Annotated in this window: 23 protein-coding genes; 3 read left to right on the top strand and 20 right to left on the bottom strand. The window is 57.7% G+C overall.

Translation table 11 applies throughout. The annotated features are described in order from the left end of the window. Positions 1 to 15 precede the first annotated feature (15 nt). The 3 genes from lipB to M504_RS22305 all read left to right on the top strand — a co-directional run bounded on the left by lipB (position 16) and on the right by M504_RS22305 (position 3,150). Positions 16 to 765 (top strand): lipoyl(octanoyl) transferase LipB, encoded by a 750-nt coding sequence (lipB, locus tag M504_RS10390; protein WP_047490915.1) that lies wholly within the window; start codon positions 16 to 18, stop codon positions 763 to 765. Between the two features lie 101 nt (positions 766 to 866). Next, positions 867 to 2,747 (top strand): 2-oxoglutarate dehydrogenase, E2 component, dihydrolipoamide succinyltransferase, encoded by a 1,881-nt coding sequence (gene sucB / locus M504_RS10395; protein ID WP_047490918.1) that lies wholly within the window; start codon positions 867 to 869, stop codon positions 2,745 to 2,747. 157 nt (positions 2,748 to 2,904) lie between these two features. Further along, the gene (locus tag M504_RS22305; RefSeq protein WP_047490921.1) at positions 2,905 to 3,150 is read left to right on the top strand and encodes a hypothetical protein; all 246 of its coding nucleotides are present in this window, start codon (positions 2,905 to 2,907) and stop codon (positions 3,148 to 3,150) included. Between the two features lie 47 nt (positions 3,151 to 3,197). On the opposite strand, the gene M504_RS10405 is transcribed toward M504_RS22305, so the two are convergent. The 20 genes from M504_RS10405 to M504_RS10500 form a co-directional block, all read right to left on the bottom strand. Continuing rightward, positions 3,198 to 4,514 carry an Hsp70 family protein gene (locus tag M504_RS10405; protein ID WP_047490924.1) on the bottom strand — a complete coding sequence of 439 codons (1,317 nt, stop codon included), beginning with the start codon at positions 4,512 to 4,514 and terminating at the stop codon, positions 3,198 to 3,200. Between the two features lie 6 nt (positions 4,515 to 4,520). Next, positions 4,521 to 5,717 carry a 5-(carboxyamino)imidazole ribonucleotide synthase gene (gene purK / locus M504_RS10410; RefSeq protein ID WP_052200614.1) on the bottom strand — a complete coding sequence of 399 codons (1,197 nt, stop codon included), beginning with the start codon at positions 5,715 to 5,717 and terminating at the stop codon, positions 4,521 to 4,523. Further along, entirely contained in the window at positions 5,714 to 6,217 is a 504-nt protein-coding gene (gene purE / locus M504_RS10415; protein WP_047490927.1) for a 5-(carboxyamino)imidazole ribonucleotide mutase, read from the bottom strand. The genes purK and purE overlap by 4 nt, the downstream gene beginning before the upstream one ends. Positions 6,218 to 6,275: 58 nt before the next feature. Further along, the gene (locus M504_RS10420; protein ID WP_047490930.1) at positions 6,276 to 6,530 is read right to left on the bottom strand and encodes a hypothetical protein; all 255 of its coding nucleotides are present in this window, start codon (positions 6,528 to 6,530) and stop codon (positions 6,276 to 6,278) included. Between the two features lie 71 nt (positions 6,531 to 6,601). Next, positions 6,602 to 6,817 (bottom strand): hypothetical protein, encoded by a 216-nt coding sequence (locus tag M504_RS10425; protein WP_047490933.1) that lies wholly within the window; start codon positions 6,815 to 6,817, stop codon positions 6,602 to 6,604. 41 nt (positions 6,818 to 6,858) lie between these two features. Continuing rightward, positions 6,859 to 8,961 carry a hypothetical protein gene (locus tag M504_RS10430; protein WP_047490937.1) on the bottom strand — a complete coding sequence of 701 codons (2,103 nt, stop codon included), beginning with the start codon at positions 8,959 to 8,961 and terminating at the stop codon, positions 6,859 to 6,861. Between the two features lie 9 nt (positions 8,962 to 8,970). Next, positions 8,971 to 9,939, bottom strand: coding sequence for a hypothetical protein (locus M504_RS10435; protein WP_232296241.1), 969 nt, complete (start codon positions 9,937 to 9,939; stop codon positions 8,971 to 8,973). Further along, positions 9,936 to 10,424 (bottom strand): hypothetical protein, encoded by a 489-nt coding sequence (locus M504_RS10440; RefSeq protein ID WP_047490940.1) that lies wholly within the window; start codon positions 10,422 to 10,424, stop codon positions 9,936 to 9,938. The genes M504_RS10435 and M504_RS10440 overlap by 4 nt, the downstream gene beginning before the upstream one ends. A gap of 2 nt (positions 10,425 to 10,426) precedes the next feature. Next, complete coding sequence (locus M504_RS10445) at positions 10,427 to 10,810, bottom strand: hypothetical protein (protein WP_156993680.1); 384 nt, start codon at positions 10,808 to 10,810, stop codon at positions 10,427 to 10,429. A gap of 20 nt (positions 10,811 to 10,830) precedes the next feature. Further along, positions 10,831 to 11,436 (bottom strand): hypothetical protein, encoded by a 606-nt coding sequence (locus tag M504_RS10450; RefSeq protein ID WP_047490945.1) that lies wholly within the window; start codon positions 11,434 to 11,436, stop codon positions 10,831 to 10,833. Positions 11,437 to 11,548: 112 nt separating this feature from the next. Further along, positions 11,549 to 12,520 (bottom strand): hypothetical protein, encoded by a 972-nt coding sequence (locus M504_RS10455; protein ID WP_047490950.1) that lies wholly within the window; start codon positions 12,518 to 12,520, stop codon positions 11,549 to 11,551. A gap of 146 nt (positions 12,521 to 12,666) precedes the next feature. Beyond that, positions 12,667 to 12,975 carry a hypothetical protein gene (locus M504_RS10460; protein ID WP_052200615.1) on the bottom strand — a complete coding sequence of 103 codons (309 nt, stop codon included), beginning with the start codon at positions 12,973 to 12,975 and terminating at the stop codon, positions 12,667 to 12,669. Positions 12,976 to 12,986: 11 nt separating this feature from the next. Continuing rightward, positions 12,987 to 13,598, bottom strand: coding sequence for a hypothetical protein (locus tag M504_RS10465; RefSeq protein WP_232296242.1), 612 nt, complete (start codon positions 13,596 to 13,598; stop codon positions 12,987 to 12,989). Positions 13,599 to 13,646: 48 nt separating this feature from the next. Beyond that, positions 13,647 to 14,867 carry a phage portal protein gene (locus M504_RS10470; RefSeq protein ID WP_047490956.1) on the bottom strand — a complete coding sequence of 407 codons (1,221 nt, stop codon included), beginning with the start codon at positions 14,865 to 14,867 and terminating at the stop codon, positions 13,647 to 13,649. A gap of 75 nt (positions 14,868 to 14,942) precedes the next feature. Further along, on the bottom strand, positions 14,943 to 15,254 hold the full coding sequence (locus M504_RS10475) for a hypothetical protein (protein WP_047490959.1): 312 nt from the start codon (positions 15,252 to 15,254) through the stop codon (positions 14,943 to 14,945). Next, positions 15,251 to 16,078 carry a DUF3037 domain-containing protein gene (locus M504_RS10480; protein ID WP_047490962.1) on the bottom strand — a complete coding sequence of 276 codons (828 nt, stop codon included), beginning with the start codon at positions 16,076 to 16,078 and terminating at the stop codon, positions 15,251 to 15,253. The genes M504_RS10475 and M504_RS10480 overlap by 4 nt, the downstream gene beginning before the upstream one ends. A gap of 20 nt (positions 16,079 to 16,098) precedes the next feature. Continuing rightward, the gene (locus M504_RS10485) at positions 16,099 to 16,956 is read right to left on the bottom strand and encodes a HipA family kinase (RefSeq protein ID WP_369792908.1); all 858 of its coding nucleotides are present in this window, start codon (positions 16,954 to 16,956) and stop codon (positions 16,099 to 16,101) included. A 43-nt stretch (positions 16,957 to 16,999) separates the two neighbouring features. Next, complete coding sequence (locus M504_RS10490) at positions 17,000 to 18,436, bottom strand: terminase (protein WP_047490967.1); 1,437 nt, start codon at positions 18,434 to 18,436, stop codon at positions 17,000 to 17,002. A gap of 21 nt (positions 18,437 to 18,457) precedes the next feature. Then, on the bottom strand, positions 18,458 to 19,504 hold the full coding sequence (locus M504_RS10495) for a hypothetical protein (protein ID WP_047490970.1): 1,047 nt from the start codon (positions 19,502 to 19,504) through the stop codon (positions 18,458 to 18,460). Beyond that, positions 19,497 to 22,757, bottom strand: coding sequence for a hypothetical protein (locus tag M504_RS10500; RefSeq protein WP_047490973.1), 3,261 nt, complete (start codon positions 22,755 to 22,757; stop codon positions 19,497 to 19,499). The genes M504_RS10495 and M504_RS10500 overlap by 8 nt, the downstream gene beginning before the upstream one ends. Between the last annotated feature and the right edge of the window lie 8 nt (positions 22,758 to 22,765).

A 22,765-nucleotide genomic window follows, 5' to 3' on the forward strand; every position in this document is an offset into this window, starting at 1 on the left:
ACTGGTATCTACGTTGTGATTGTCCATCTGGTTCAACTCGGCCGTGTTTCATACGAAGAAGGCCTGCGCGTGCAACTGGAGCTCGTAGCCGCGCGCAAGGCAGGCAGCATCGCAGATACGCTTCTTCTGCTGGAGCACCCGCCCGTCCTCACTCTCGGCCGCAACGCCCATCGCGAAAACATCCTTGCGTCCGACGAAGTTCTGAAGAACAAAGGCGTAGAAATCCACGAGATCAACCGAGGCGGCGACGTGACGTATCACGGTCCCGGTCAACTCGTCGGCTATCCCATCGTTGATCTCCGCGGCGACCTTCCCGGTAAGAAAGGCCCGCACCTCGGCCCGGTCGACTTCGTCCGCTTACTCGAAGAAGTGCTCATCCGCACCTGCCGCAACTTCGGCGTACAAGCACAACGCATCAAGGGTCGCACTGGCGTATGGACAGTAGGCGGAGGCTCTGTGCTCGAAGGCAAACTCGCAGCCATCGGCGTTCACGTCTCGCAGGGAGTCACCTCGCACGGCTTCGCCCTCAACGTCACGACAGACCTGCGCGACTTCCAGTGGATTGTCCCCTGCGGCATCACCGACCGCATGCCCACCTCACTCGAAAACGAAGTGGACGATCCGGCCTTGCTCGCGCCCACGATGGAGAACGCGCGCAACATGGTCTCCCGTAACTTTGGCACCGTCTTCGAACGGCAGATGCTCGCAGTCGAATCACTCGAGTCATTATTCCAACAACCGATACTCGAACCAAACGTGCGATAACCGCTCAAACATGCGCGGCCCCTTGCTGTCGCTCTATAATCTTCTGGTCTGGAATAAAGGCCCATCAGTGGCCATAACGATCACTTTTACAAAGGAATCTCATGGCAACCGAAGTCGTCATGCCCCAGATGGGCGAGTCCATCACCGAAGGCACCCTTACCAAGTGGCTGAAGCAACCGGGCGACACGGTCGCGCGCGACGAACCTCTTTTTGAGATTTCGACGGACAAAGTCGACGCGGAAATCCCCTCGCCCGCAGCCGGTGTGCTGAAAGAAATCAAGGTGAAGGAAGGCGATACCGTCGCTATCAACACGATCGTGGCGATTCTGGACGCGGAAGGTTCCGCCGCCGCTCCGGCACCTGCTGCCACACCTGCTCCTGCAGCCGAAGCGCCCAAGCCAGCAGCCGCTGCTGCGCCTGCCGCAACGACCGGTGCGAGCACGGACGTTCTGATGCCGCAGATGGGCGAGTCAATCACCGAAGGCACCATCACCAAGTGGCTGAAGAAGGTCGGCGATACCGTCAAGCGTGACGAGCCCATCTTCGAAATCTCCACCGATAAGGTCGACGCAGAGATCCCGTCGCCCGCTGATGGCGTCCTGACTGAGATCAAATCCGCAGAAGGCACCACAGTCGGTATCAACACGGTAGTTGCCGTCATCGGCGGAGGCTCAGCCGCTCCCGCAGCGGCACCCACTGCATCGGCTCCAGCCGCAGCGCCCGCTGGTGCAGCTACCGAAGTCCTGATGCCGCAGATGGGTGAATCCATCACCGAGGGCACCATCACCAAGTGGCTGAAGAAGGTCGGCGACAAGATCGAGCGCGATGAGCCGATCTTTGAAATCTCCACCGACAAGGTCGACGCGGAAATCCCATCGCCCGCCGCTGGCGTTCTCACTGAGATCAAGGCTGCGGAAGGAACAACGGTTGCCATCAACACCGTCGTCGCCCTCATCGGCGGCGCGGCAGGCGCATCGGCTCCAGCTGCTGCAGAACCGGCCGCAACTCCTGCGGCTGCACCTGCTCCCGCTGCCGCTCCAGCCGCAGTTGCAACCTCGGGTGAAACACCACGCTCCTCGCCGCTTGTCCGCAAGATTGCGAAGGACAACAACATCGACCTCGCCGCAACCGGTATCGCCGGCTCGGGTTCCGCGGGCCGCATCACCAAGAACGACATCGTCGGCTACATCCAGGGTGGCGCAAAGCCCGCTGCAGCCCCGGCACCTGTCGCTGCACCGGCGAAGGCCGCAGCTCCCGCTGCACCGCCCGCTCCCATGCCGGGCGATCTGGTCCCCATGTCCAAGATGCGTTCCATCATCGCCAAGCGCATGGTGGAATCCAAGGCCACTTCGCCGCACGTCCACACCGTCTTCAAGGTGGACATGACACGCATCGTGAAGCTGCGCGAAAAAGAAAAGAACAAGTACGAACAGCGCAACGGCGTGAAGCTCACCTTCATGCCCTTCATCACCCGCGCCGTTACGGAAGCTCTGCGCAAGCACCCCATCCTGAACGCTGCCGTCCAGGGCGACGCCATCAAGTACAACAAGAACATCAACATCGGTATTGCCGTCGCGCTCGATTGGGGCCTGATCGTCCCTGTCATCAAGCAGCTTGAAGAGAAGAACTTCCTGGGCATCGCACGCGGCATCGTCGACATCGCTGATCGCGCCCGCAACAAGAAACTGGCTCCGGACGAAGTGGCAGGCGGCACCTTCACCGTCACCAACTCCGGCATCTTCGGCGAACAGTTCGGCACGCCCATCATCAATCAGCCGCAGGTGGCCATCCTCGGCATCGGCGGTCTGAACAAGGAAGCACTCGTGGTCCAGGACAAGGATGGCGGCGACGTCATCGCCGTCCGCAGCGTCCAGCGCTTCACGCTCGGCTTCGATCACCGCATCGTTGACGGCGCAGATGCGGGCAAGTTCATGACCGACTTCAAGAACTTTCTGGAGAACTGGTCCGAAGACATCGGCTAACCCTGATCTTCACGACAAACACAACGGCTGCCACACTTAACGTGGCAGCCGTTTCTCTTTCCTACCCCGCATTCATCGAGAAATAACCGCTCTCCTCCACACTGTAAGCGCTGCACCGCATCAAACCTTCAGTTTCAACCCGAAAGAGAGATTTGCCATGATGACAGAGGAAATGCAGAACACAACTGAGTTTTTCCCAATGGGAAGCCTGCAGGATGAAATCGACAACTCTCTCGCGTTCGCCAGCGAAGATGACGAGGACGAGTTGGAAGACGAAGAAGAAGTCGAAGACGACGAAGAGGATGACGAGGACGAGCTGGAAGACGAAGAAGAGGCTGAGGCAGACGAAGACGAGGAAGATGACGAAGATGAAGACGAAGTAGACGGCGCGGAACAGGAATAGACTTCGCTTACTTCAACCGCTGCGAGGAAAGCTGCGAACGCCTGGGTTTACAGCCTTTCCTGCGTGGCCTGTTCATTCGCCGCCATCAGCGCCAAGCCCTGCGCTACAGACGTAAACGCCTCGCCGCTCACCACCCGCTCTTCACCAAATCGCGAAGCAAACACCCTCCGCACCGCTGGCACCAGCGAAGTTCCGCCCGTAAGAAAGACGCGATCCACCTGCGCAGCCGCAATACCAGTCTTCTGCAAAACATCGTCCAGCGAACGTTCCATCCGCTCCAACTCAGGAGCAATCCATCCTTCGAATGCTGCGCGGGTAACCGACTCGCGCAGTGAGACTGCGTCTGTCTCCAAAACAAACTCTGTCGTGTCGTGTGAAGACAAATCAATCTTCACGCGCTGCACAGCCTGATGCAGGCGATAGCCGAGATCATGCTCCACCACGGCAATCAACGCGTCGATCTTTTCCGGTTCCAGCGCGCGCTTCCGCGTGGTGCGCAGCAACTCCATCACCTGACGCGTCCGTAGAAACGACAGCGTATGCCAGCGTTCCAAATTCGCATAAACCCACGCTGGCAATGCAGGCAACACCTTGTTCAACGACCGCGCCATCGAGTCTGAACCCAGCGCGGGTGAAACAAGATAATGCACGATCTTTGCATCAAACGCATCGCCCGCAAGACCCACACCAGTCGTGCCAAGTACTGTGCGTTCAGTAGGCGAAACACGCAACAACGAGAAGTCCGTAGTACCACCGCCAAAGTCGCCAATCAGGACAGTTTCTTCCCGCTGGATACCTTCCGCGTATGTATGCGCCGCAGCGATCGGCTCCATTGCAAATCGCACATCGGTAAACCCGGCTTGCAAGAAGGAAGCCCGTAGCCGTTGTTCGGCAAACTCGTTATCGCTCTCGTTATCTGCGTTAACAAATGCAACTGGCCGTCCAACAACCGCCCGCGTCACATCGAATCCAAGCGCGGCACTCGCACGAAGACGTAGATCTCCCACCATCTTCGCAACTAAATCTTCTACGCGATAATGCCGCCCAAAGATCTCCGTTCCGTTGAACGATCGCGCAGCCAGGTAGCTCTTCAACGACTGAATCAGCCGCCCATGAACCTCATCCTCAAAATTGTCGGTAGCAAGATAACGCTCAATCGCCTCTGGCCCACTCCAAACAGAAGCAGCTCGCGGAGCACCCATCTTCTTCTGCAGATACAGCACCGATCGCGAAGACCTCGTCAGCGCACCAGCAAACGGAAACTCGACAAAACGCACCAAACCATCCGGCAACGCTAGCGCTACCGAACTATTCGTCGTGCCAAAATCAATGCCCACAACGGGCGATGTATTCACTGAAGCCACGATTCGTTACAACGCAGCCTTTGCCGCCAGCACACGCTCGCGGGCCTCGTCCGCAGTCTCGCCCACCGCGCTTAGATGCCCCATCTTGCGCCCCTTGCGCGGCTTCAACTTCTCATACAGAGTCAGCCGCACACCGGGAACAGCCAGGGCTTTATCAAACGCGGGCTGCTTTTCCTTGCCCTCATCGTCCAGCCAAACATCGCCCAGCAGATTCGCAATCGCCGTAGGCTGCACCAACGACACATCGCCGAGCGGCAGGTTACACGCAGTTCGAATGGCCTGTTCAAACTGTCCCGTCGTGCATGCGCGTTCGCTGCCGTGATAGCTGTTGTGCGGACGCGGTGCCAGTTCATTCACCAACAACTGACCATCGGTGGTCAGGAACATCTCCACCGCAAGCAGACCTTCCAGCCCAAACGTATCGGCAATCTCGCTCGCCACCGCCTGCGCCTTCGTCATCAACTCATCAGAAATGCTCGCCGGAATCACGCTCCAGATAAGAATCTGGTTCTCATGGAAATTCTCCGCCGCAGGATAGACCTTCACCTCACCATTCGGAGCACGGGCCACCATCACGCTAATCTCTTTCGCCAGATCAAGCGCACGCTCCGCAACGCAATCTGTGCCGCCAACACCTTCCCAGGCCTGACGCAGTGCAGCATCATCCACAGCAGCGCCGCCAAATCCCAGTTTCGCCTGTCCGCGGCCGTCATAACCACCACGAGCAGACTTCACAAACACTGGCCCATTCAGTGCCTTCACTGCCTCGGCCAACTGCTCAGGCGAACGCACCGAACGATACGGCCCCACAGGGAAACCATGTTTCTGCAGCCAGTCCTTCTGCTCCACGCGATCCTGAATCACTGCCATCATCGCCGCTCCGGGCCGCATCGGCGCCCATCGCGAAGCCTCGTCCAGACTCGTAATCGAAACTTGCTCAATCTCCAACGTTACCGTCGAAGATTCACGAGCAAGATTCGCAGCAGCCCAGCGATCATTCCACGAAGCCTCAATCACCTTGTCAGCGATATAGCCCGCCGGGCAAGCGGGATCAGGATCCAGCACGTGAACCTTATAGCCCATCGAACGCGCTGCGATGCCCATCATGCGGCCAAGCTGGCCGCCACCAAAGATGCCAATCGTCGCTCCCGGCAAAACCGGTCCGCGTAGCTTTTCCAACAGGTCAGCAGGAGTAGTGTTCATGCAGTCGCTCCATCTTCCAGCGTCTCTGCGCGAACAACTGTCTCGCGCTCCTTGCGCCATTTCTCCAACCGATCACCCAGCGCAGCATCCGTCGTAGCCAGCACTGCAATCGCTAACAGCGCGGCATTCACCGCACCCGCTTCACCAATCGCCAGTGTCCCAACAGGAATGCCCTTCGGCATCTGCACAATCGACAGCAGCGAATCCATACCATTCAATGACGTCGCATTCACCGGCACACCAAACACCGGCACGATCGTCTTCGCCGCCAACATGCCAGGCAAATGCGCTGCTCCGCCCGCACCAGCAATGATCGCCCGCAGACCACGAGGCCGGGCCTGCTCTGCATACTCAAACAGCAGGTCCGGCGTACGATGCGCGGAAACCACACGCGCCTCGTGCGCCACACCAAATTCCTTCAGAATGCGGACCGCCGCGCCCATGCACGCGTAGTCGCTCTTCGATCCCATCACCACGCCAATCAGCGGACTATCAGCCATACCATTGATTATATTGGCGACACTACTGGTGGCGGCGATGAGTTTGCTGGATCATGCGTTACTTAGCCCAGATGCTCGCATTCAGGCACGCCACAACACCGTCAATCACCAGTCCTAGACCACTGGAAAAGCCATCCGCATTGACAATCGTCTTGTTCGCAACGGCATCCGTCATCTTCACCGCGGCACTCACAATCTCCAACGCGGCACTCTTCTTCTCATCACCAGTCTTCGCCCCATAGACCGACTCAATGCCCTGAATCAGACTCGGCAGCACAGCAATCCCGCGCAGAAACAATTTCAAGAAATTCATCCTCTTCTCCTAAAAAATATGAGCCGCCCCATCCGGAGCAGCCCTTGTCATCCAAACCTGGTTGTTGCCAACTAACGTCGCATCACATCCAGTGCCACGTGAAACAGCGTCATCAACACACTTAGCGCGCCGCCCACACCCTTCATCCGTTGCACTGTTCGTTCATGCCGCTCCACACGCTCCTCCAGTAAGCTCAGCCGTCCCGGCTGCCCCACACCTAGCAGCGCATGCATCTGGCTTTTCAGCGCGCTAAGATCACCCAGGACCTGCGCTTCAAAGTCCGTCATTGCAATCCTCCTTCGCCCACGCGGAATATCCGGCACATCGCCTAACTCACCGGCAGGCTCGTCAACACAACACTCGATACAGCGGAGTATTTCGCAGGCACCGAGTTGTCATACATCCGTACAAAAAAGCGCTCGGCAAAAGCCGCACGCGGAATCGAAAAACCGCGCGCCGCACTGCGCAACACAAGGTCCGACGTCGTCGTCAAACCAAAGTTCGCATCACTCCGCCGCACCTCAAAGCCACAACCATCCGGAGCATCCACGCCGCTATCCACTTGCAACGCAGCGGTGGTTGCCGCTGTCACCTGCAGACCAGCGAGGCTCACAGGCAACGCAACATCTCTCACCACAGCCACATTCCCCGGAACATCCGCAGCAAGTCCGTCTCCCACATGGAAATCCAAACTCACATCGCGCCCCTGTCGAAATGCAGCCGTATACGTCACCTGCTCTGGATCGCAGTTGCCATCCACCATGCGCACACTCTGCACAGGCAGTGTCTGTGTGCCTTCATCACTTGCAATCAGCAACGTGTCGCCCGGCGCCACATCCGCAGCCAATGCGGCATTCCGCAACCAGGTCACCGATCCCGAAATCCCCGTTGCAGATCCAGCGGAAAGCGCCAGGAGTGCCTTCGCCGCAGATTCGCAATCCGCCGAACTACGCGCCAATGGTGATCGAACTTCGCCTGACCACGCAGGCATACCCGGCAAGCCAAGCGACTCTCTCACGAACTCCGCCGTGTCATCGATCACTCTCGCAACAGCGCGACCACGGCGACGATAACGCACCGTCACCAACTCGCCCGGTTGTGGCAGAAGTCCCGCAGCAAAAGTCACCACACCCGCAGCACCCACAACATAGTCAGCTCCGCTCGTGGAAACACCCTGCCTGCGCGTCCGCTGCGTTCCATCCGCCGCCGTCGACACCACAAGGCATGATCCAGTGCGCGTTAACGTCACACGCCCTACACTGCCGTTCAACGCAACACTGTTCACCGGCGCAAAGACACACTGATACGGCGAAATCGCCATGGCCCCGTCATACAAAACGGTCGGCAGCGTGCTCGAAGCCAATCCCAGGTCAGCAACTTCAATCACTACATGCATCGGCGCGCCCACCGAATCGCCACCAAACTGCTGCAGGACACCATCCACCAACACGCCGTAACGGCTACGAATCCTTTGCATCTCCGCACAATGCAAACGCACACGCAGAACATAACGATGACCATTCGCAAAGTCATAACTCGACGTCTGCTCCACACCATTCACAATCGCAACCAGTGAATGCGAACCCGCCGTCCCACGCACCCGCACACCGGCGGTGCAATGGTTGCGCGTTGTCGTGCCGTCATAGAAGCCCAGCAAAACACCATCGCTGCCAGCCGTCAGCATTACATCGCTTGCCTCTGCAACGAGACCGCCCCCAAGCTCAACCGGGGTTTTACTGCTTAGCAGCGTAGCTCCGTCCGCCCCTGTCCCACCGTTCATGCGAAGACCGCCACTGCCCAGAGACAGATAGCTCGCCACATCCACCCGCGACCAGACATTCGAATCGAACACGCTACCATCGAATGCATCATCCAGCAGTGTGTCGTTCCCACTCTCGCGGAACGGCGCGTGTTGCAGAGCGAAACTAGCTGTCGCACCATCACCGCGAAACAGCTCGGTGACATACTGCGTCGGTTCATACTCACCGCTCACCATCACGTCCTGCGCCAGGTCTGAGAATAAGGAAGACGTCGCGTCCATCTTCAATGTCACGTCGTGCAGGGCCATTGCGTGTTGCATCGACGTTGCAGGCTGCAACGCATCAGAAGGGGAACCCTGTGTGAGCCACGCCATCTCCACTGCCCGAAGCACCACGCAATCATCAGAACCGTTCGTTCCTGCCATCGCGCAAGATGCTCTCGATGTGGCTTCCAAAATTCCATGAAATAACACGGCCCCTGAAGAATCGAGAACTCGCATCTGCGAGCGACTCTGCGGCATCACCAGGCCACTCCCCGCCAAATCCAACCCGGCCGAACACACCGTCCATTTCCCGCGATTTCGAGTAATTTCCAACGGCATATCTGTACGCACCGCCGGTGTGTAATCCACTTCACCCGCACCATCGTTGTTATCAATCCGCAGAATCATGCCTCTCCTTTACACGCGTCGCATCGCCGCAGGTAGATAACTTCGAAAACTAACCGCGCCCACACCATCCACTGCATCGACCACCGGCAACGCACGCATACGTGCCACGGGTCGCCATCGCGCAACGCCCTTCGCAATCTCCAACGCATTTTCCGCAGCGCCTTCACCAGCGGGTTGCAACCTCGGATAATGCAGAATCAAACGATCGCCTTGAAATCCATCCACAACAAACAGCGCCGACCATTCCTGCGCGAAACTACCGCCGTTGCGATCGACAAATCCCACAACAATAGAAACCTTCGTGCCTGGATCGGGTACTCCATCAGGCAGCGCCGAAGCCAGTGTGACCACACCTGCGTCCACACTCAGCACACGCGCGACGTTGAAGCTCACTCGGCGGATAAAATCCACATCCGGTATCTCCGGAACAGTCGCAACATAAGCGCCCGCAACGCCGCTCCCCACATATCCCGTCGCACCGGCATAATCGACGTCCACCACAACAACATCCCCAGGCTGCACCGCCGTCGTCGAACCAAGTCGCAAGACAGTAGCCGTCGACCCACTGCCAACAACGTCTGCCCCGGCACCCGCGCCACCTGAGGGATTCGCACCAGCACCCACTGTAGTTTTCAGCAGGTTCATCGCCTGCGTGCCTGCCGATAACGCCACTGCCAACCGCGTCCATCCAGGCAGCAACACCTCAACGACCTCTTCTACCTTCGATCGCCCTTGCGACTTCACCATCGCAGGCGCACCACTCCAAACAGCCTTCCAACTCTCGCCCGTGTCACGCTTCACGCCGGAGACAACACCTGCGTCGATCCATCCCGCAGGAGGCGTATCCAGGTTGAATCGCCCCATGGAAGCCGCGTCAAACGCCATCGGAGTACCCGTCGCCCGATCTACAGGCGCAAAGTACGCACGAATATCTCCGGCAAACAGAGAACCCGCCTCCAACACACTCGTCGAATTCATTGCTCTGTCTCCTCCAACGCAAACACAGTCAACTTCGCCACGCGCTGCAACGTATCACCATCCACCGCAGCCGGCGACGACTCCATCTCTGACCACCAGACACGCGTCGTACACGTCACAACGGAGCTTCCAGAAAAGTCCTGCAACACCGTAGACCGTGGCTGCAACATCTGCGAGAACTCCGCATCCAGAGCAGCCAGCACACGTCCGCGATCCATGCCCGCCAACTCCTGTGTGCCACGCGTTGCATAACGCACCTCGCACTGCAATGCATGGAGAGGCAACGGCTCGCTGAGATCAACTACCTCATCCAACCACTGCAGCACAAAACAATCCATCGGATCGCTTTGCGCTGGCACAAGCTCCACATCATCCGCAATCACCGCGGGCCGCATCGCACCGCGAATGCTCACAATCCTCGCGGCATTCACTACAGCAAGACGATCGCGCAACGCCAACAGAAACGTATCCTTCACACTCTGCATCGCTACACCACCTCCGTACCATTCGCAGTCAGCAGCAATCGATATAGGCAAGCCTCGCTCTTAGCCTTTACACACTCCGTCGCTGTCATGCGATAACGCACATCACCAATCACCACGCCATACACCGCTGTCATCGCAGCCGCGACGGCGCCATATCCACGTACACCCAGCCGATCCTCCAGCACATCCGCAGCCACCAGCACTTCCGTGGCATTCTTTGTATTGCGGACCGCAACAGGCGCTAACGACTTCGCCATGAACTCTGGAGCGCGCAATCCAAGCTGCTCACCGTCATCGCCTGCAACAGGCGGAGCCGGCATCTCCAATCGCGCTGTATCACCACCAACAAACTGCACCATCGCGCACACAGCTCTGCGCTCTGCCACATACATTCCCTGCATCGCGGCTACCCTACTCTCTCGGCAACGTACGGCTGCAGCAGCCGCTGCACCTCTGCGTCCAGCAACGCGCCCTGGAAATACTCCATCTGCATGCCATCCAGAGCCTGACGTTTCACATTCAGAGCAGGCATTGCTTGCGCATTCTTCACAATCTGCGCACACGCAATCTTCACCGGCACCGGCACATCAACATAGCCAGACGTATAAGTCACTTCAGCTTCTAAATAAGGCACACCCAGCAGATGAGGCAGCAGTGTGAATACACCATCCTCACTTACAGTGACAGTGCTTACATCCACATCCACCCATTGCCCCGCAAGACCAAAGGCACACAGCGCTTCAGCCATCGGAACACCTGCAACCGCACGCCCCAACCGAACACGCACACTCACCAGTGCGCTCGCAGCACCATTCAATGGTGCAATCGGCAAGAAGCTCAACTGCGCCTCGCACCCTCGGCGCAACCGCATGCGCTCCACATACTGCATCACCGCAAGTGAGGTCCGGCGACAGAACGCATCGATCATCGCCGACGCGGCCACCACCAGCTCATCCGCGGTATCCTCTCCCAGCCCAAACGTCACATACTCAGCTGCGCTCAGATACTGCATCTGTCTCTGTCCTTTCCACATTCAAAACATCGAGAACAAAAGGGCGGGATGGTCATCGACCATCCCGCCCTCGAACCGATCGCCATCATCCTGAGCAAGACTCAGGCGCTTCCTAGCGATCCACCAACACCTGGTAATGCGCATAGCTCGCGCCCTTCACCACCACGCCGCCAAACTTCACAACGACATACTGCGAAGCCAACGAACCCGGCGTGCCAAGCTGGAACACACGCGGATTCGGATCGGTCAACCAGTGATACTCAATTAGATCTTCCGTCACGATGTATGCCGGCAGCACTGCCGAACCCGAACCAGGTGTGCCGGTATAACCCAGCGTCCACTCCGGAATCAGCGGAATCTCACCCGCCTGCGTCGACAGCGTCTTCACCGTCACACCTGCAGAGATCTCCTTCGTGTTCAGCACAACGTTGAACTCGCTCTTCATCTCGCGATCAATCAGGTCCAGCAGAACAGGATTGGCATAGATCGCCGTGGGACGCACGGCATAGTTGCTGTTCGCAACCATCTGGGCGACGGTCGACTTCAAACCATCCACGATCGAGGCCGTCGTGCCAATCGTCGTAGTATTACCGCCCGCAACAATCTGCGCAGCAGCACCGTAATACTGCGTGCTGGTCGGAGTACTCAGACTGGTATCAGCACCATTCCACAGCGCAACATCATGCGTGCGTATCACGCCCTCAACAGTGTCCGCCAGATCCTTCGCCTGCAGATACGCAAACTGGCTCTGCTGCTGGCCAATCTCCATATCAAACAGGTTGTAATTCAGCTGTGCCACCAGAGCCTTCAGAGGAACACTGCGCTCCACACGCGTGGGCGAAACCACCGGTGCCACAATGTTGCGCGGATCAACGAACCCCGCCGCAGCCGAAGGAGAGGGGATACCCGTTTCCTCAAAGAAACGCGAAGGATGGCCCGTCGCAGGCACCTGCTTCATGCGCTGGCCGAACACGCCGCGACGGCGAACAATATCGGTAATCTCCTGCTGATAGTGTGGAACTTCAACAGCACCAGGTCCGATAAAATCCGCTGCTGCATGAATGTCCTTAAACTGTGCGATCATCTTTTCCCTTTCCAAAAGCAAAGCGCGTGGCTCGAATCGCCACGCGCATTTAGATACATCGGACATCGCCATCATCGAGCGAAGCGTATTCAGCGCTCCCTCACATAACAAGACGATGCAACTCGTCCACAATCAAAGTGGCCGTTCTAAAGCAAGCCAGCCCTAATCAGGCCGCTCTTCACCGCAATGCGCTGTTCCACACTGAGCGAACGAAACGCCGCATCCATATCTGGACTATCTGCACCTTTCGCCATCATCGAAGCCGAAGTCTTACGGCCCGTCGCAGCAGAAGCCTTCACACTGTGCATCTCCCCCATCGCAGACTCCAGCTCACGAATGCGTCGATCCAACTCCGCAATCGCTACCTCCTGCGACTCCTCCGCAGTAGCCTCAATCACATCCGGCTGACTTGCTGACTCGCCAACTTGCTCAATCGCCAAGTTTGCCTCTTCCATTTCACTCTCCCTCATCGAGTTCCTTCCTTCACAGCACAACGCCGCACCGGCATCGGCTCCATCGCAGGCGCACGGCGAACACTCTTACGTGCTCCCGTCCTCGCCGAACACGCCGCCATCTTCTCTCGGACCACGCGAAAGCTGGTATTGCGATAAGCTGCCTTCGTCCGCAGCAGAATCGCCGCGCCCGTAAACGTGGCTTTCGTCAATCGCCACGTCTCCGCACGCATATCTTCCACATGCGCGTCGGCCAATTCGTAACTCATGCCCAGCGCATCATCACCATGCGCGTGCATCTCCTGCATCATCTCGGCAAAATCACGCGCAAACAGATATCCGCTCACACGCACGGCATCACCTTCAATTACGGCCGACGTGATGATGCCGCACTTCTGTTTCGCATCATGTCCATCCCAACCCGCCTTGAAATCCACCGCCATCCCCAACAGACTTGGCAATGCCGCCTCCGCAGCATCGCGCGTTAACACCACACGATGCCCACGCGCACCGCTCGGAGCCTTATCACTCGGCGCGTCCACCCGCGTTAGCACACCTTCAAACGGCACACGGTTCGGATGCCCCATTACCGCCGGAAACTCCACAGCCATTCCCTGAAGCTGCACCTTCCCTCCTTTCAGCAACCACTCACATAACCTCAACAACCAGGCTCACTAGCTGACCTGCTGGCTCGCTGCTTCCAACATCGGCAATCCACGCAGCGCCCGTACTTCGCCCACGGAAAGCACACCAGCGTTCAACAGCTTGATCTGCAGGTCTGCCTCATCCGCCGAATCTCGTGAAAGCAAGTCATTAAAGACAAACTCAACATCCGTCCATCCCAGTGCCTTCGCAATCACGTCGCGCGTCAGATGCTCCGCAACCAACTTTGCAACCGGCACAATGGCACTCTGAAACGCCTGCTCTGCCAACTCGCCAGCAGTCGAGCGATTCACATCATGCTCTAAACCCAGCAACATCGGAGGCAGATCAAACGCATTCGCCATCACGCGAAGCAGAAATTCCTGCCACTGCAATCGCAAATCCGCATCCGTTCCACCTGCGAACCGCAACACCTCAGGCTTTGTCTTAGTAGAAAGAATCGGCACCTGCGCCGAACCCTCCACTTCGTCCTGCCACCAACGCGTCAATCGTTCCTGCTGCTGCGGCGTCACCTCGTCCAACCACAATGCATACTGCGCCACACCATTGCTCGCCAGCTTCGCCGCATAGCGATGCGCAGAGAGGAAGTGATTGATCGTCTCGAACGCAACTTCCAGTCTTCCAAGACCGAAAGGCGTGTACGATCGCGCATTCAACCGCACGTACATCAATTCGCGATCCAGCAACGGAACACTCTTCGCCGCACCAATCACAGTCTGCAAATAGCGCGGCTGTTCCGCATCCCCATTCCACGAACCATCCATGGCAATCGTCGCGCCATCCACTGACCACAACCGCACGGGAGAATCCGCATCGCCGGTAGTCTCAATCTCGGCAGCACCAAAGCCACCAACGATCACATCTTCCAGTAGCGGCTCCAACAGCGTACGAAAACTATCATGCGGATTCGGCGCAGCAAACACATTGCGAAGGGCCTGCAATCGCTGCTGTAGCTCCTCACTCACAACCGCATCCGACTTCGCTCTCACCTGCCAATCCATGCTCGCAATGCGATCCTTCACCACATTGATCGCGCGCCGCGCCATCGGCATCTCAGCAAACCGACGCAGATTTGCAGGCGTAGGTTTCGGCAACGCATTCACACTTGCACCTGGCCGCCACGGACTCAGCACCGCTGGCAACATCTGAGTCTTACGCTGGCCCTCGCCTGTCGCATCCACATCACCCTTCCAACCACGCATCGCCCCACGCACCCGCTCCACAACTCCCACGCCCACCTCCTCGTCACCCAAAACAAAAAGGCGCAGCCAAATGGCCGCGCCCTCGTATAAATCTTCTATTTCTAGCTACTGGCTCAACACCTTCACGTGATCCACAAGCACATGCAACGACATCTTAAGTTCCTGGAGACTAAGCCGGATGCCATACACATTGTTGATGTTTTCGATCAGCACCTCAGGATCAGCCATTGAGCAATCGAGGATTGAAGCTTCGTCTGATATCCAGTAGCTCTCAATAAACTCGTGTTCCTCCTCGGGGAGTGTCTTCGTCAAAAACGCATCAATCGCCGGTCGGTCTATCTCTGTATGTGTGTCGACCGCGAAGTCGATGGGCTTACGCTTATCGAACCTTCCGAAAAGTCTCTTGAGGCTGATCACACCAGCAACTCCCGACGTGCTGTCTCCGCAACACGCGAAAGATCATTCACCGTCAGTACGCGAAGCCCTTGCTCTTCCATAGTCTCCACGCCAAAGCGATACCGATCCTCTGCCTCACCACCATCACCCGCAACCAACTTCAAAGGCTCCACGATCGCCGCAAGATCAAGCTCCGCAGCTTCCACCTTGCGCACTCCAACCCGCAAACGATCCACAGAAAATGCCAGCACTTTCGCGGCTTCCAAATCGCCTTCCAACGACACCGCCTGGAACATCCTCACCAGTGCAGCCGAACGATAGCCACAATCCAACTTCAACGGATCACCCGCGCGCGTGTACTGCGAAGCAGCAATTCTCTTACGCATCAAATCCCAGGCACCCGCACGCTCAAACTCACTTCGCATCGAAGCCGCAATCGACGCACGCCCACTCTTCTTCCGCGAGACCTTCTCGCGCATCGGCTCCACATACAGCCGCATCAGCTGTTCCAACTCAGCGGGCATACTTTCGGCCAGCGCACCACGCACTTCCGTAATCTGCACTGAGGTTGAAAGCGACTCCTCCAACAACTGCATCGCAGGCTTCGACGCATACCCACCATCACGAACGCGGCCCGCAATCTCGCCTTCCATCGCTTCCAGCAAAGCGGTATCCGCATCCGGATCCATGCAGCGAACACGGCTCCAGTCGCGCGTAAATCGCACCCGTGTCGTCTCGATGCGACCCGCCTCGCGCAGCATTACACCAATGTTCACGAACTCGTTCTTCACCGCATCCGGCACATACCGCAGCAGAAAGAACTCGCACTGTATCCGTTCAGGCAACCGCTCTCCTTACCGTACTCTTACATAACAAACTTAGACGCCGCTTCAACTTCCGCAAAAGCCCCCGGCACCACAATTCTTCCTACCTTTCCCCAATTCGGGAAAGGATTTCGCGAGCTCTCACGAAACGAGGTAATCAACTCCCGCACACGCGAACGTCGCTTCAGCATGGCCTCCATCAGCGATTCCAACTCTGATGGATCGCCGTACCACTCCGGTGGCACCACCTCTGCAATGGCCCACAGCGTCTCCGCCTGCATCTCTTCCACACGCGTGATCCAGGGCTCAAAACTATCCCAACCTGTCACCCACTCATACACACAGTTACGCATGTACACACCGCGCAACGGCGAGTCAGGAAATTTCCACTCCGTCGCATGGAAGCAATACCCCTGGTCAATAAACACCGCGCGATACTTTCGCTCTCTAGGCTTCCGCGTAAATACCGCCTGACGCCCGTTGCTATTGCCAGTCCATTTATCAATGCACAGCATCCCCGCGAACTCGGAAAGATTCCGAAGTTCCGGCAATAACTCTTCCGGCAGGTAGTCCACCACCTGCCCCGGCATCAATCCACCCACAAACTGCGAACCGAACGCCAACCCCTCCGAACATGCCGTACGCTCACCGCGGCCAGCATCCACCCACATCTCGGGCGAGTTCCGAATCAGCCATCCACTCACATCCACCGCGTCTGACAGAGGGACCGTCAATCCGACCGCCTCAGCCATGCGCGTCGCAATCAACTCATTCGCCAACACGCGCTCGCCCTGCGGATTATTGCGAAACTTCACCACCCACAGGTTGCCGTCTGCACCCAGCATCAACTGGCTCTGCGCACCGCCTCGCATCCTGCGAATCGCCTGTACTGCCTGCACCGCCAACGAATCACCTCAACCGGAAGCATACTAGAGCCAACGCCTAAGCTATCCTCGCGCGTACAGCCTGCGCAATTGCCATACTCATCACCAGGTCATCATGACAGCCGACCGCAGCCGCAGGCCGCCCGCGTTCATCCACAACAAAGCTCCGCATCTCCGCCAACAGCCGCTCACCTTGGAACAACGACCGAGAAGAAGACAACAACACCGCCAACGCGCTCAACATCCGCGGTCGCGAAGCAACATCCGTCAACCACCCCGGCAACCCATCGCGATCCACAAACACATTCGCGCCACGTTCCTGCTCCAGATAAGCCAGCACCGCAGCCCCATGATTGTTCCGTTCCACTACGAGCATCGCGCCGTTATACTCATGCGCAATCTCCGCTGCCGCCTTGGCCAGATCACGCGGAGACATCTTCATCTGCAACTCCGCGCACTGCATTCCTGTGGCAATATCCACTACCTGCACTGCGCTATAGTCGCCTCCACTGCCACCGCCTGCGACATCCACCGCAGCAATATACCTGCGACCAGGCACCGCAGGCAGCCATACCTGCAGTGCTCCGTTGCGGCGCACATCCATCGGCGCATTCATATCCTTCGCGCAAGCAGCCAATGCATCCCGATCGAAGAAGCAATCACCACTCTCGCGGAAGCAGCTAACAGCGTCCTCTGCGAACTCCTGCACACGCATCGCACCAAATCGACGCGCGAGCTCACGGCGAAACCCAACCTGCTCCGCCGTGAGCCCTTCGCGCTGCACCAGCACCTCTTCCTCCTCCGTGAAGTCCGCAACCCGCGCACCCACATACGCCGGCTCATACCACCACGGAAAGAAGTGCCGCACCATCCCGCTCGTCTCCGCCTGCTGCCACTGCTCATAGAAGCAGCCATACGCACCATTCGGAGTACTCTCTAACACCAGCTCACCGCCCGGCGCCAACGCCGCACGCAGCCCCGCCAATGTTTCCGACGAATCGCCCTGCCATCGCGCCATCTCGCTACAGTGCAGATTGGTCACACTCAACCCGCGTCCCGCATTCGGCTCCCCTGCACTCGCCACACGAAACTCAGAATCCATCGCGGGGAACGTCATCTGTCGCGCATTCGCACGACCACGTTTTCCAATACCCGACTGCAACGGAGTGGGCAGGTTCTCCCACATCCGCTGCACCATCGCAAAGAGGGCTTCCGCACTCTCCTGCGTATTCGCCACCATCAACGTCGTTGTCCCCGGAATGAACAACGTTTTCAGCAGAAACCGTCCTGCGATCCAGGTACTCATCCCCATCTGCCGCGCCTTCAGCACAATGTTTTCCGCATCACGCCGCGCTTCATATCTACGTTGCGCAACATTGGCTCGTAGTGGTTTCAGCAGACCAGAACGATCCCGCACGCACAGCATGTGCTCTGCAAGGAAGAGCGTGCCCTTTGGCTGTTGCAGCAACGAAGCAAATTCACTCCACTGATCCATGCTTCGATCTCCGGAACCGACTCAGAAAGCGCTCAATGCAGCGCGCGACCACGTATTCGCCGCGCGGCACACATACAGATAGCTCGCGTCCCACGCCACGGTGCCCGTTGTACAAGTCGCACTGGACGACGCCGGCGTGTACAGAGGTGCGTTGAATCCGCCCGACGTTGCACTGCTGTTCACGACTTCGTTAAACATCGCTGAAACAGGCGCAATGCCGTTACGTGTAACGGTCAGCCACGAATTCGCACTACTGTTCGCATCGTTCACCATGCGGAACATCAGCGTGTTGGTGCCTGCGAGCGCATCCCACAATTTGGCATTCGCTGCGCCACCCGATGTCTCCCACCCAATCTGTCCACCGCCAGCAGCAGACGCAAGAAACTGAAAGGTCGTCGGACAGGTCACAGACGCTCCGAGCTGCAATCCTGCGCACAACACGGATCCCCCACTCAAACCGGCCTTGCCAGATGCCTGGATTGTTGTGAACGATCCGGTGCTTTGCGCCGTAGCACCAATCGACGTTCCGTTGATCGAACCCCCTGTAATCGCCACGGCAGAACTTACCGCAGGAACGGAAGCCACCGCAGACCACGCGCCCGTGGAAGGATCGCAATAGTAGTACTGAGATTGGGTGCCCGAGCAAACCAGCGCACGTCCCTGCGTCGCTGTCGCCGCCACAATCTGGCCCAACGCATTCGTCGCAGCGATTCCAGCGGTCGTCGGAACACTTGCTCCATTCACTCCCGTGACAGTGGAAGTTGCAACGCCTGCCGCCTTCGTCACATCTCCTGTAATTGCGGACATGCGTGCTGCTGGCAATGTCCCACTCGAGATGTTTGCAGCATTGGTAGTGTCAGTCGTAGCAGAAGCAGCAAACGCGACTCCATTGGTCTTGGTGCAGGTCGCCACACCATTGCTTGCTACGCTGCAATCGCCACTCATCAGCGGCGCCACACCAGTTGTCTGTCCATGGACTCCGGCGGCGAACAGTCCCGCAAATAAAAGAGGCAGCCATTTGGCTGCCCCTCTCACCGTGTTGCGTGTATCGATATTTCGTTTACTCATTAATCGCTCCAGGATTCAAAAGCGTGACCCCATCGGTATCCACTACCAGTTGTTGCACAAGATACTTACCTGCCTGGGTATAACCTGCTGCGCCGCTCGTGCCGTTGGTCACAAACCCTCCATGCACTTGCGATGACCACGCCACCGTATATCCCGGGGTACTACCCACTTGGAAGATCAGCGTTATGCGTTGCCCCGCCGTTAAACCAGTGAACGTCTCGTTCGTCACGTTTCCTGTCAACGGCATGTGAAACGTTGCATTAGCGCAAGTCACAGCGAAGGTCGGATTTGCACTATAGGACACGTTGCTCGCACAAATACCCGCATTTGCCGGCAAACGTGCAGGATCCAGCGTTCCACTCGTCAAATCACTTGCGCTACCACTCGTCGCCACATTCGCCAGCACCGAGCTGGAGGCCATTGGTCCCAAGGTCACGCCACCCACATCAGAAGCGGTCGCTGTTTGCATGCCATTGATGCGCGAAACATTCAGTGTCGTCGCGTTAATCGTTCCTGCAGTCAGACCCGTCGGGGAGATGACATACGGTGTCCCACGCATCGAGAACGTTAGCGTCGAAGTCGACGGTGAATAGTTCACCGTATCCGCACCAGCGCTGCTCTGCAGGTTCAGCAAACTAAAGGTGGAGTTCCAGTTCGCACATCCATGCGAATTGCAACGCACATGAATAGCGGATGTCTCGCCCGCCTGCATGTCTAATGCATCAGTCCAAACGCCTTTCACCTGCAACGCAGCCTGCGGAGGTATGTGTGTTCCTCCACTGCCGTAGTACTGGTTTGCATTCGCACTGTTATTTACCATCCATCCGGTAACACCCGCGCCCACGACTCCATCGAACTGAATACCAGCGTGCTGTTCCAACATGCCACGCGGCATGTACTGTGTGACGAAAGAGACGTCGCTATTCTCACGCAACTGGAAAAAGTGCGGTTGCTCCACGGGATCGCCCGCCGCCCACGCTACCGTATTCGGTGCAAGAACAAACGTCCCATCCACCGTGTTCGTCGACGCGTTCATCACGCTCAGCACTTCCGCCATCGGATAAAGAACATAGCCACCATTCTGGTAGCTCGCAGTACCTCCGGAACTCGTCGCGTTGGGTCCCGTCTGTGCATAAGTAAACTGATTCGCTGCTGTCGACGTAATCGCAAACGTGCCATTGAAACTCGCATCGGTCGCGCCCGCAATGGTGAGCTTCAGACTGTTCAAGTCAGCGGGAAAAGCCGATGCAATGGTCGCGGTCACGACATTGCCACTTCTCTGCAACGATGTGATTGTCGAAGTGATATTTGCAAAAGCGCTTGGCCCCTGTTGCTTGCCCAGGTTGGGGGTCGCAAGCGACGAATAGAGAAGCATCGTCGGTGTGATCGAACCAATCACCGGGAACAACTGTCGTATCGTGCCCGCCGTATCTGCAGTCTGCTCGATGCCGTAACCACAAAGGCCACCGATTGCAATCGTCGCTCCGGCAAACTTCGGCTTATTCAGCGTGAGCTGGATGTGGCTACCATCCATCACCGTATACGGCGCCATCTCAAAGCCGTCGGCACTTGCCGTCCCAAGAGGATCCACAACGCAGGCAATGCCTGACCCCGCAGGCGCATTTGCAGTGTTGGTCGAATATCCTGTGCTCACACCGCTCGTAACGATAGGAAGCGTCACCGTCCCAGGAGCCATGTTATTGCTCTGCGAAAGCGCCGCCGATGCTGTCGTGAAGAAGGTGCTCAGTGCAAACGATGTCCCACTGAACTGCACTGAGGAATGTACGGTATTCGAACCCTGTCCCACAATCAGTCCTGCAGACAGTGTCTTCGATGGCGCCTTATCAATCAGATATCGTCCGTCACCCTGTGTCCCGCCGCCCGTAGTAGCCGTTGTCGTCAACTGCGTCGAACCGCTTGTGCATCCAGTGGCACACGTGCCTGTAAACACGCTCGTGTCTTCCGAAATCTGGACGTCGTAAGGATGCGATCCTTCATCACCATCATCACGAACGCCACCGGAGTTGTAGAGATACTGTGAACCCATAAGGCAGTCGCCCACGCCGTAGCAGCGTTGTTCGCGGCTCTCCAGCACATGCTGCCCCTGCGTATTGTTCCTTCCCTGGATGCTCACCGCACCGTATGTCGTCTTGAAATACGGCGTAACGGTAGAACCTTGCAGAAAGGTATTGTTGCCACCGGCGAGAGCATTCGCCGTGATCGAAAGAGCGAACTGATTCGCCAGGTTGAAACCGTTTACCTTTCGAGCAGACGCGCCCATCGTCCACGTGGTGTTCAGGCTATGTCCATAGCCACCGCGGGCATTCAGTGTGTACTCGTCGTTGTTATTCAAACGTTGATCGATGACGCGACCGCCGTCACGTGTCACCGTCGCTGGCTCAGTGCCGCTATACGACGGATCAGCCACCACGGTGCATGATGTTGAGCAATCGCTGCTTGCAAACGCGTTTGCAATACCATCAGAAGCACCCTGCGTCTGGTACGACTTCGCATAGACGCTTCCATTGAGCAGATTCACTCGCAGTTGGGTTCCCGCAGGCTGTGTCACCGTCTGCGTCGCCTGCGGTATAAGCGACACTTTCTGTGCCATCCCCGCCTGCAGGCCAGTTGTTGTCGCGTCCACATAACTCTTCGTCGCGGCCTGCAATCCTGAAGTCGGATCGCCCGGCAGCACCAAAGCACCGGTCATCGTATCGCCGGTCTTCTGGACGTAGGGCGAAGCATCCTCTGGCACAGCGCCAGTAAGCGCTGCACGCGCAATCGCCTGGTCCACATATTGCCTTGACACCGTCTGCATCGCCACGCTGGTCGGCAGCACTGTGTTGCGCACAGCAGTCAACTTAACCGGCGAACTATTCACCGGCACCACCCAGTACTCACGGCTCGTCGAGCCATCGTTCAGGTGATACACCACGGTGTAATAGGTGCCTGCCGGAGTCGCCGATACGTTCGGTGCCAGCGACACAGTCAACACACCACCCGCACTCAACGTCACGGACGTGCTTCCCTTCGGCACACTCTGCCCTGAGGCAGTTGTGAACGCGGGCCAACTCACCAGCACCGTTCCCGAAGCCGGAGTTCCATCTGCCTGATACACCGTGTCGCTCACCGTCGTCGTAGCCACCTGCGCCAACGCTCGATGCTCAACTCCCAGCGCCAACACCAGCCACAGCAGTACCCACGTAGGCGGCCATCCGGCCCGCCACAGGCTTCCGCTTGATCTCTCGCGCATTCTCACTC

Origin of the sequence: Terriglobus sp. TAA 43, from assembly GCF_000800015.1 — a bacterium.
In the GTDB taxonomy this organism is placed as follows: Bacteria; Acidobacteriota; Terriglobia; order Terriglobales; family Acidobacteriaceae; genus Terriglobus.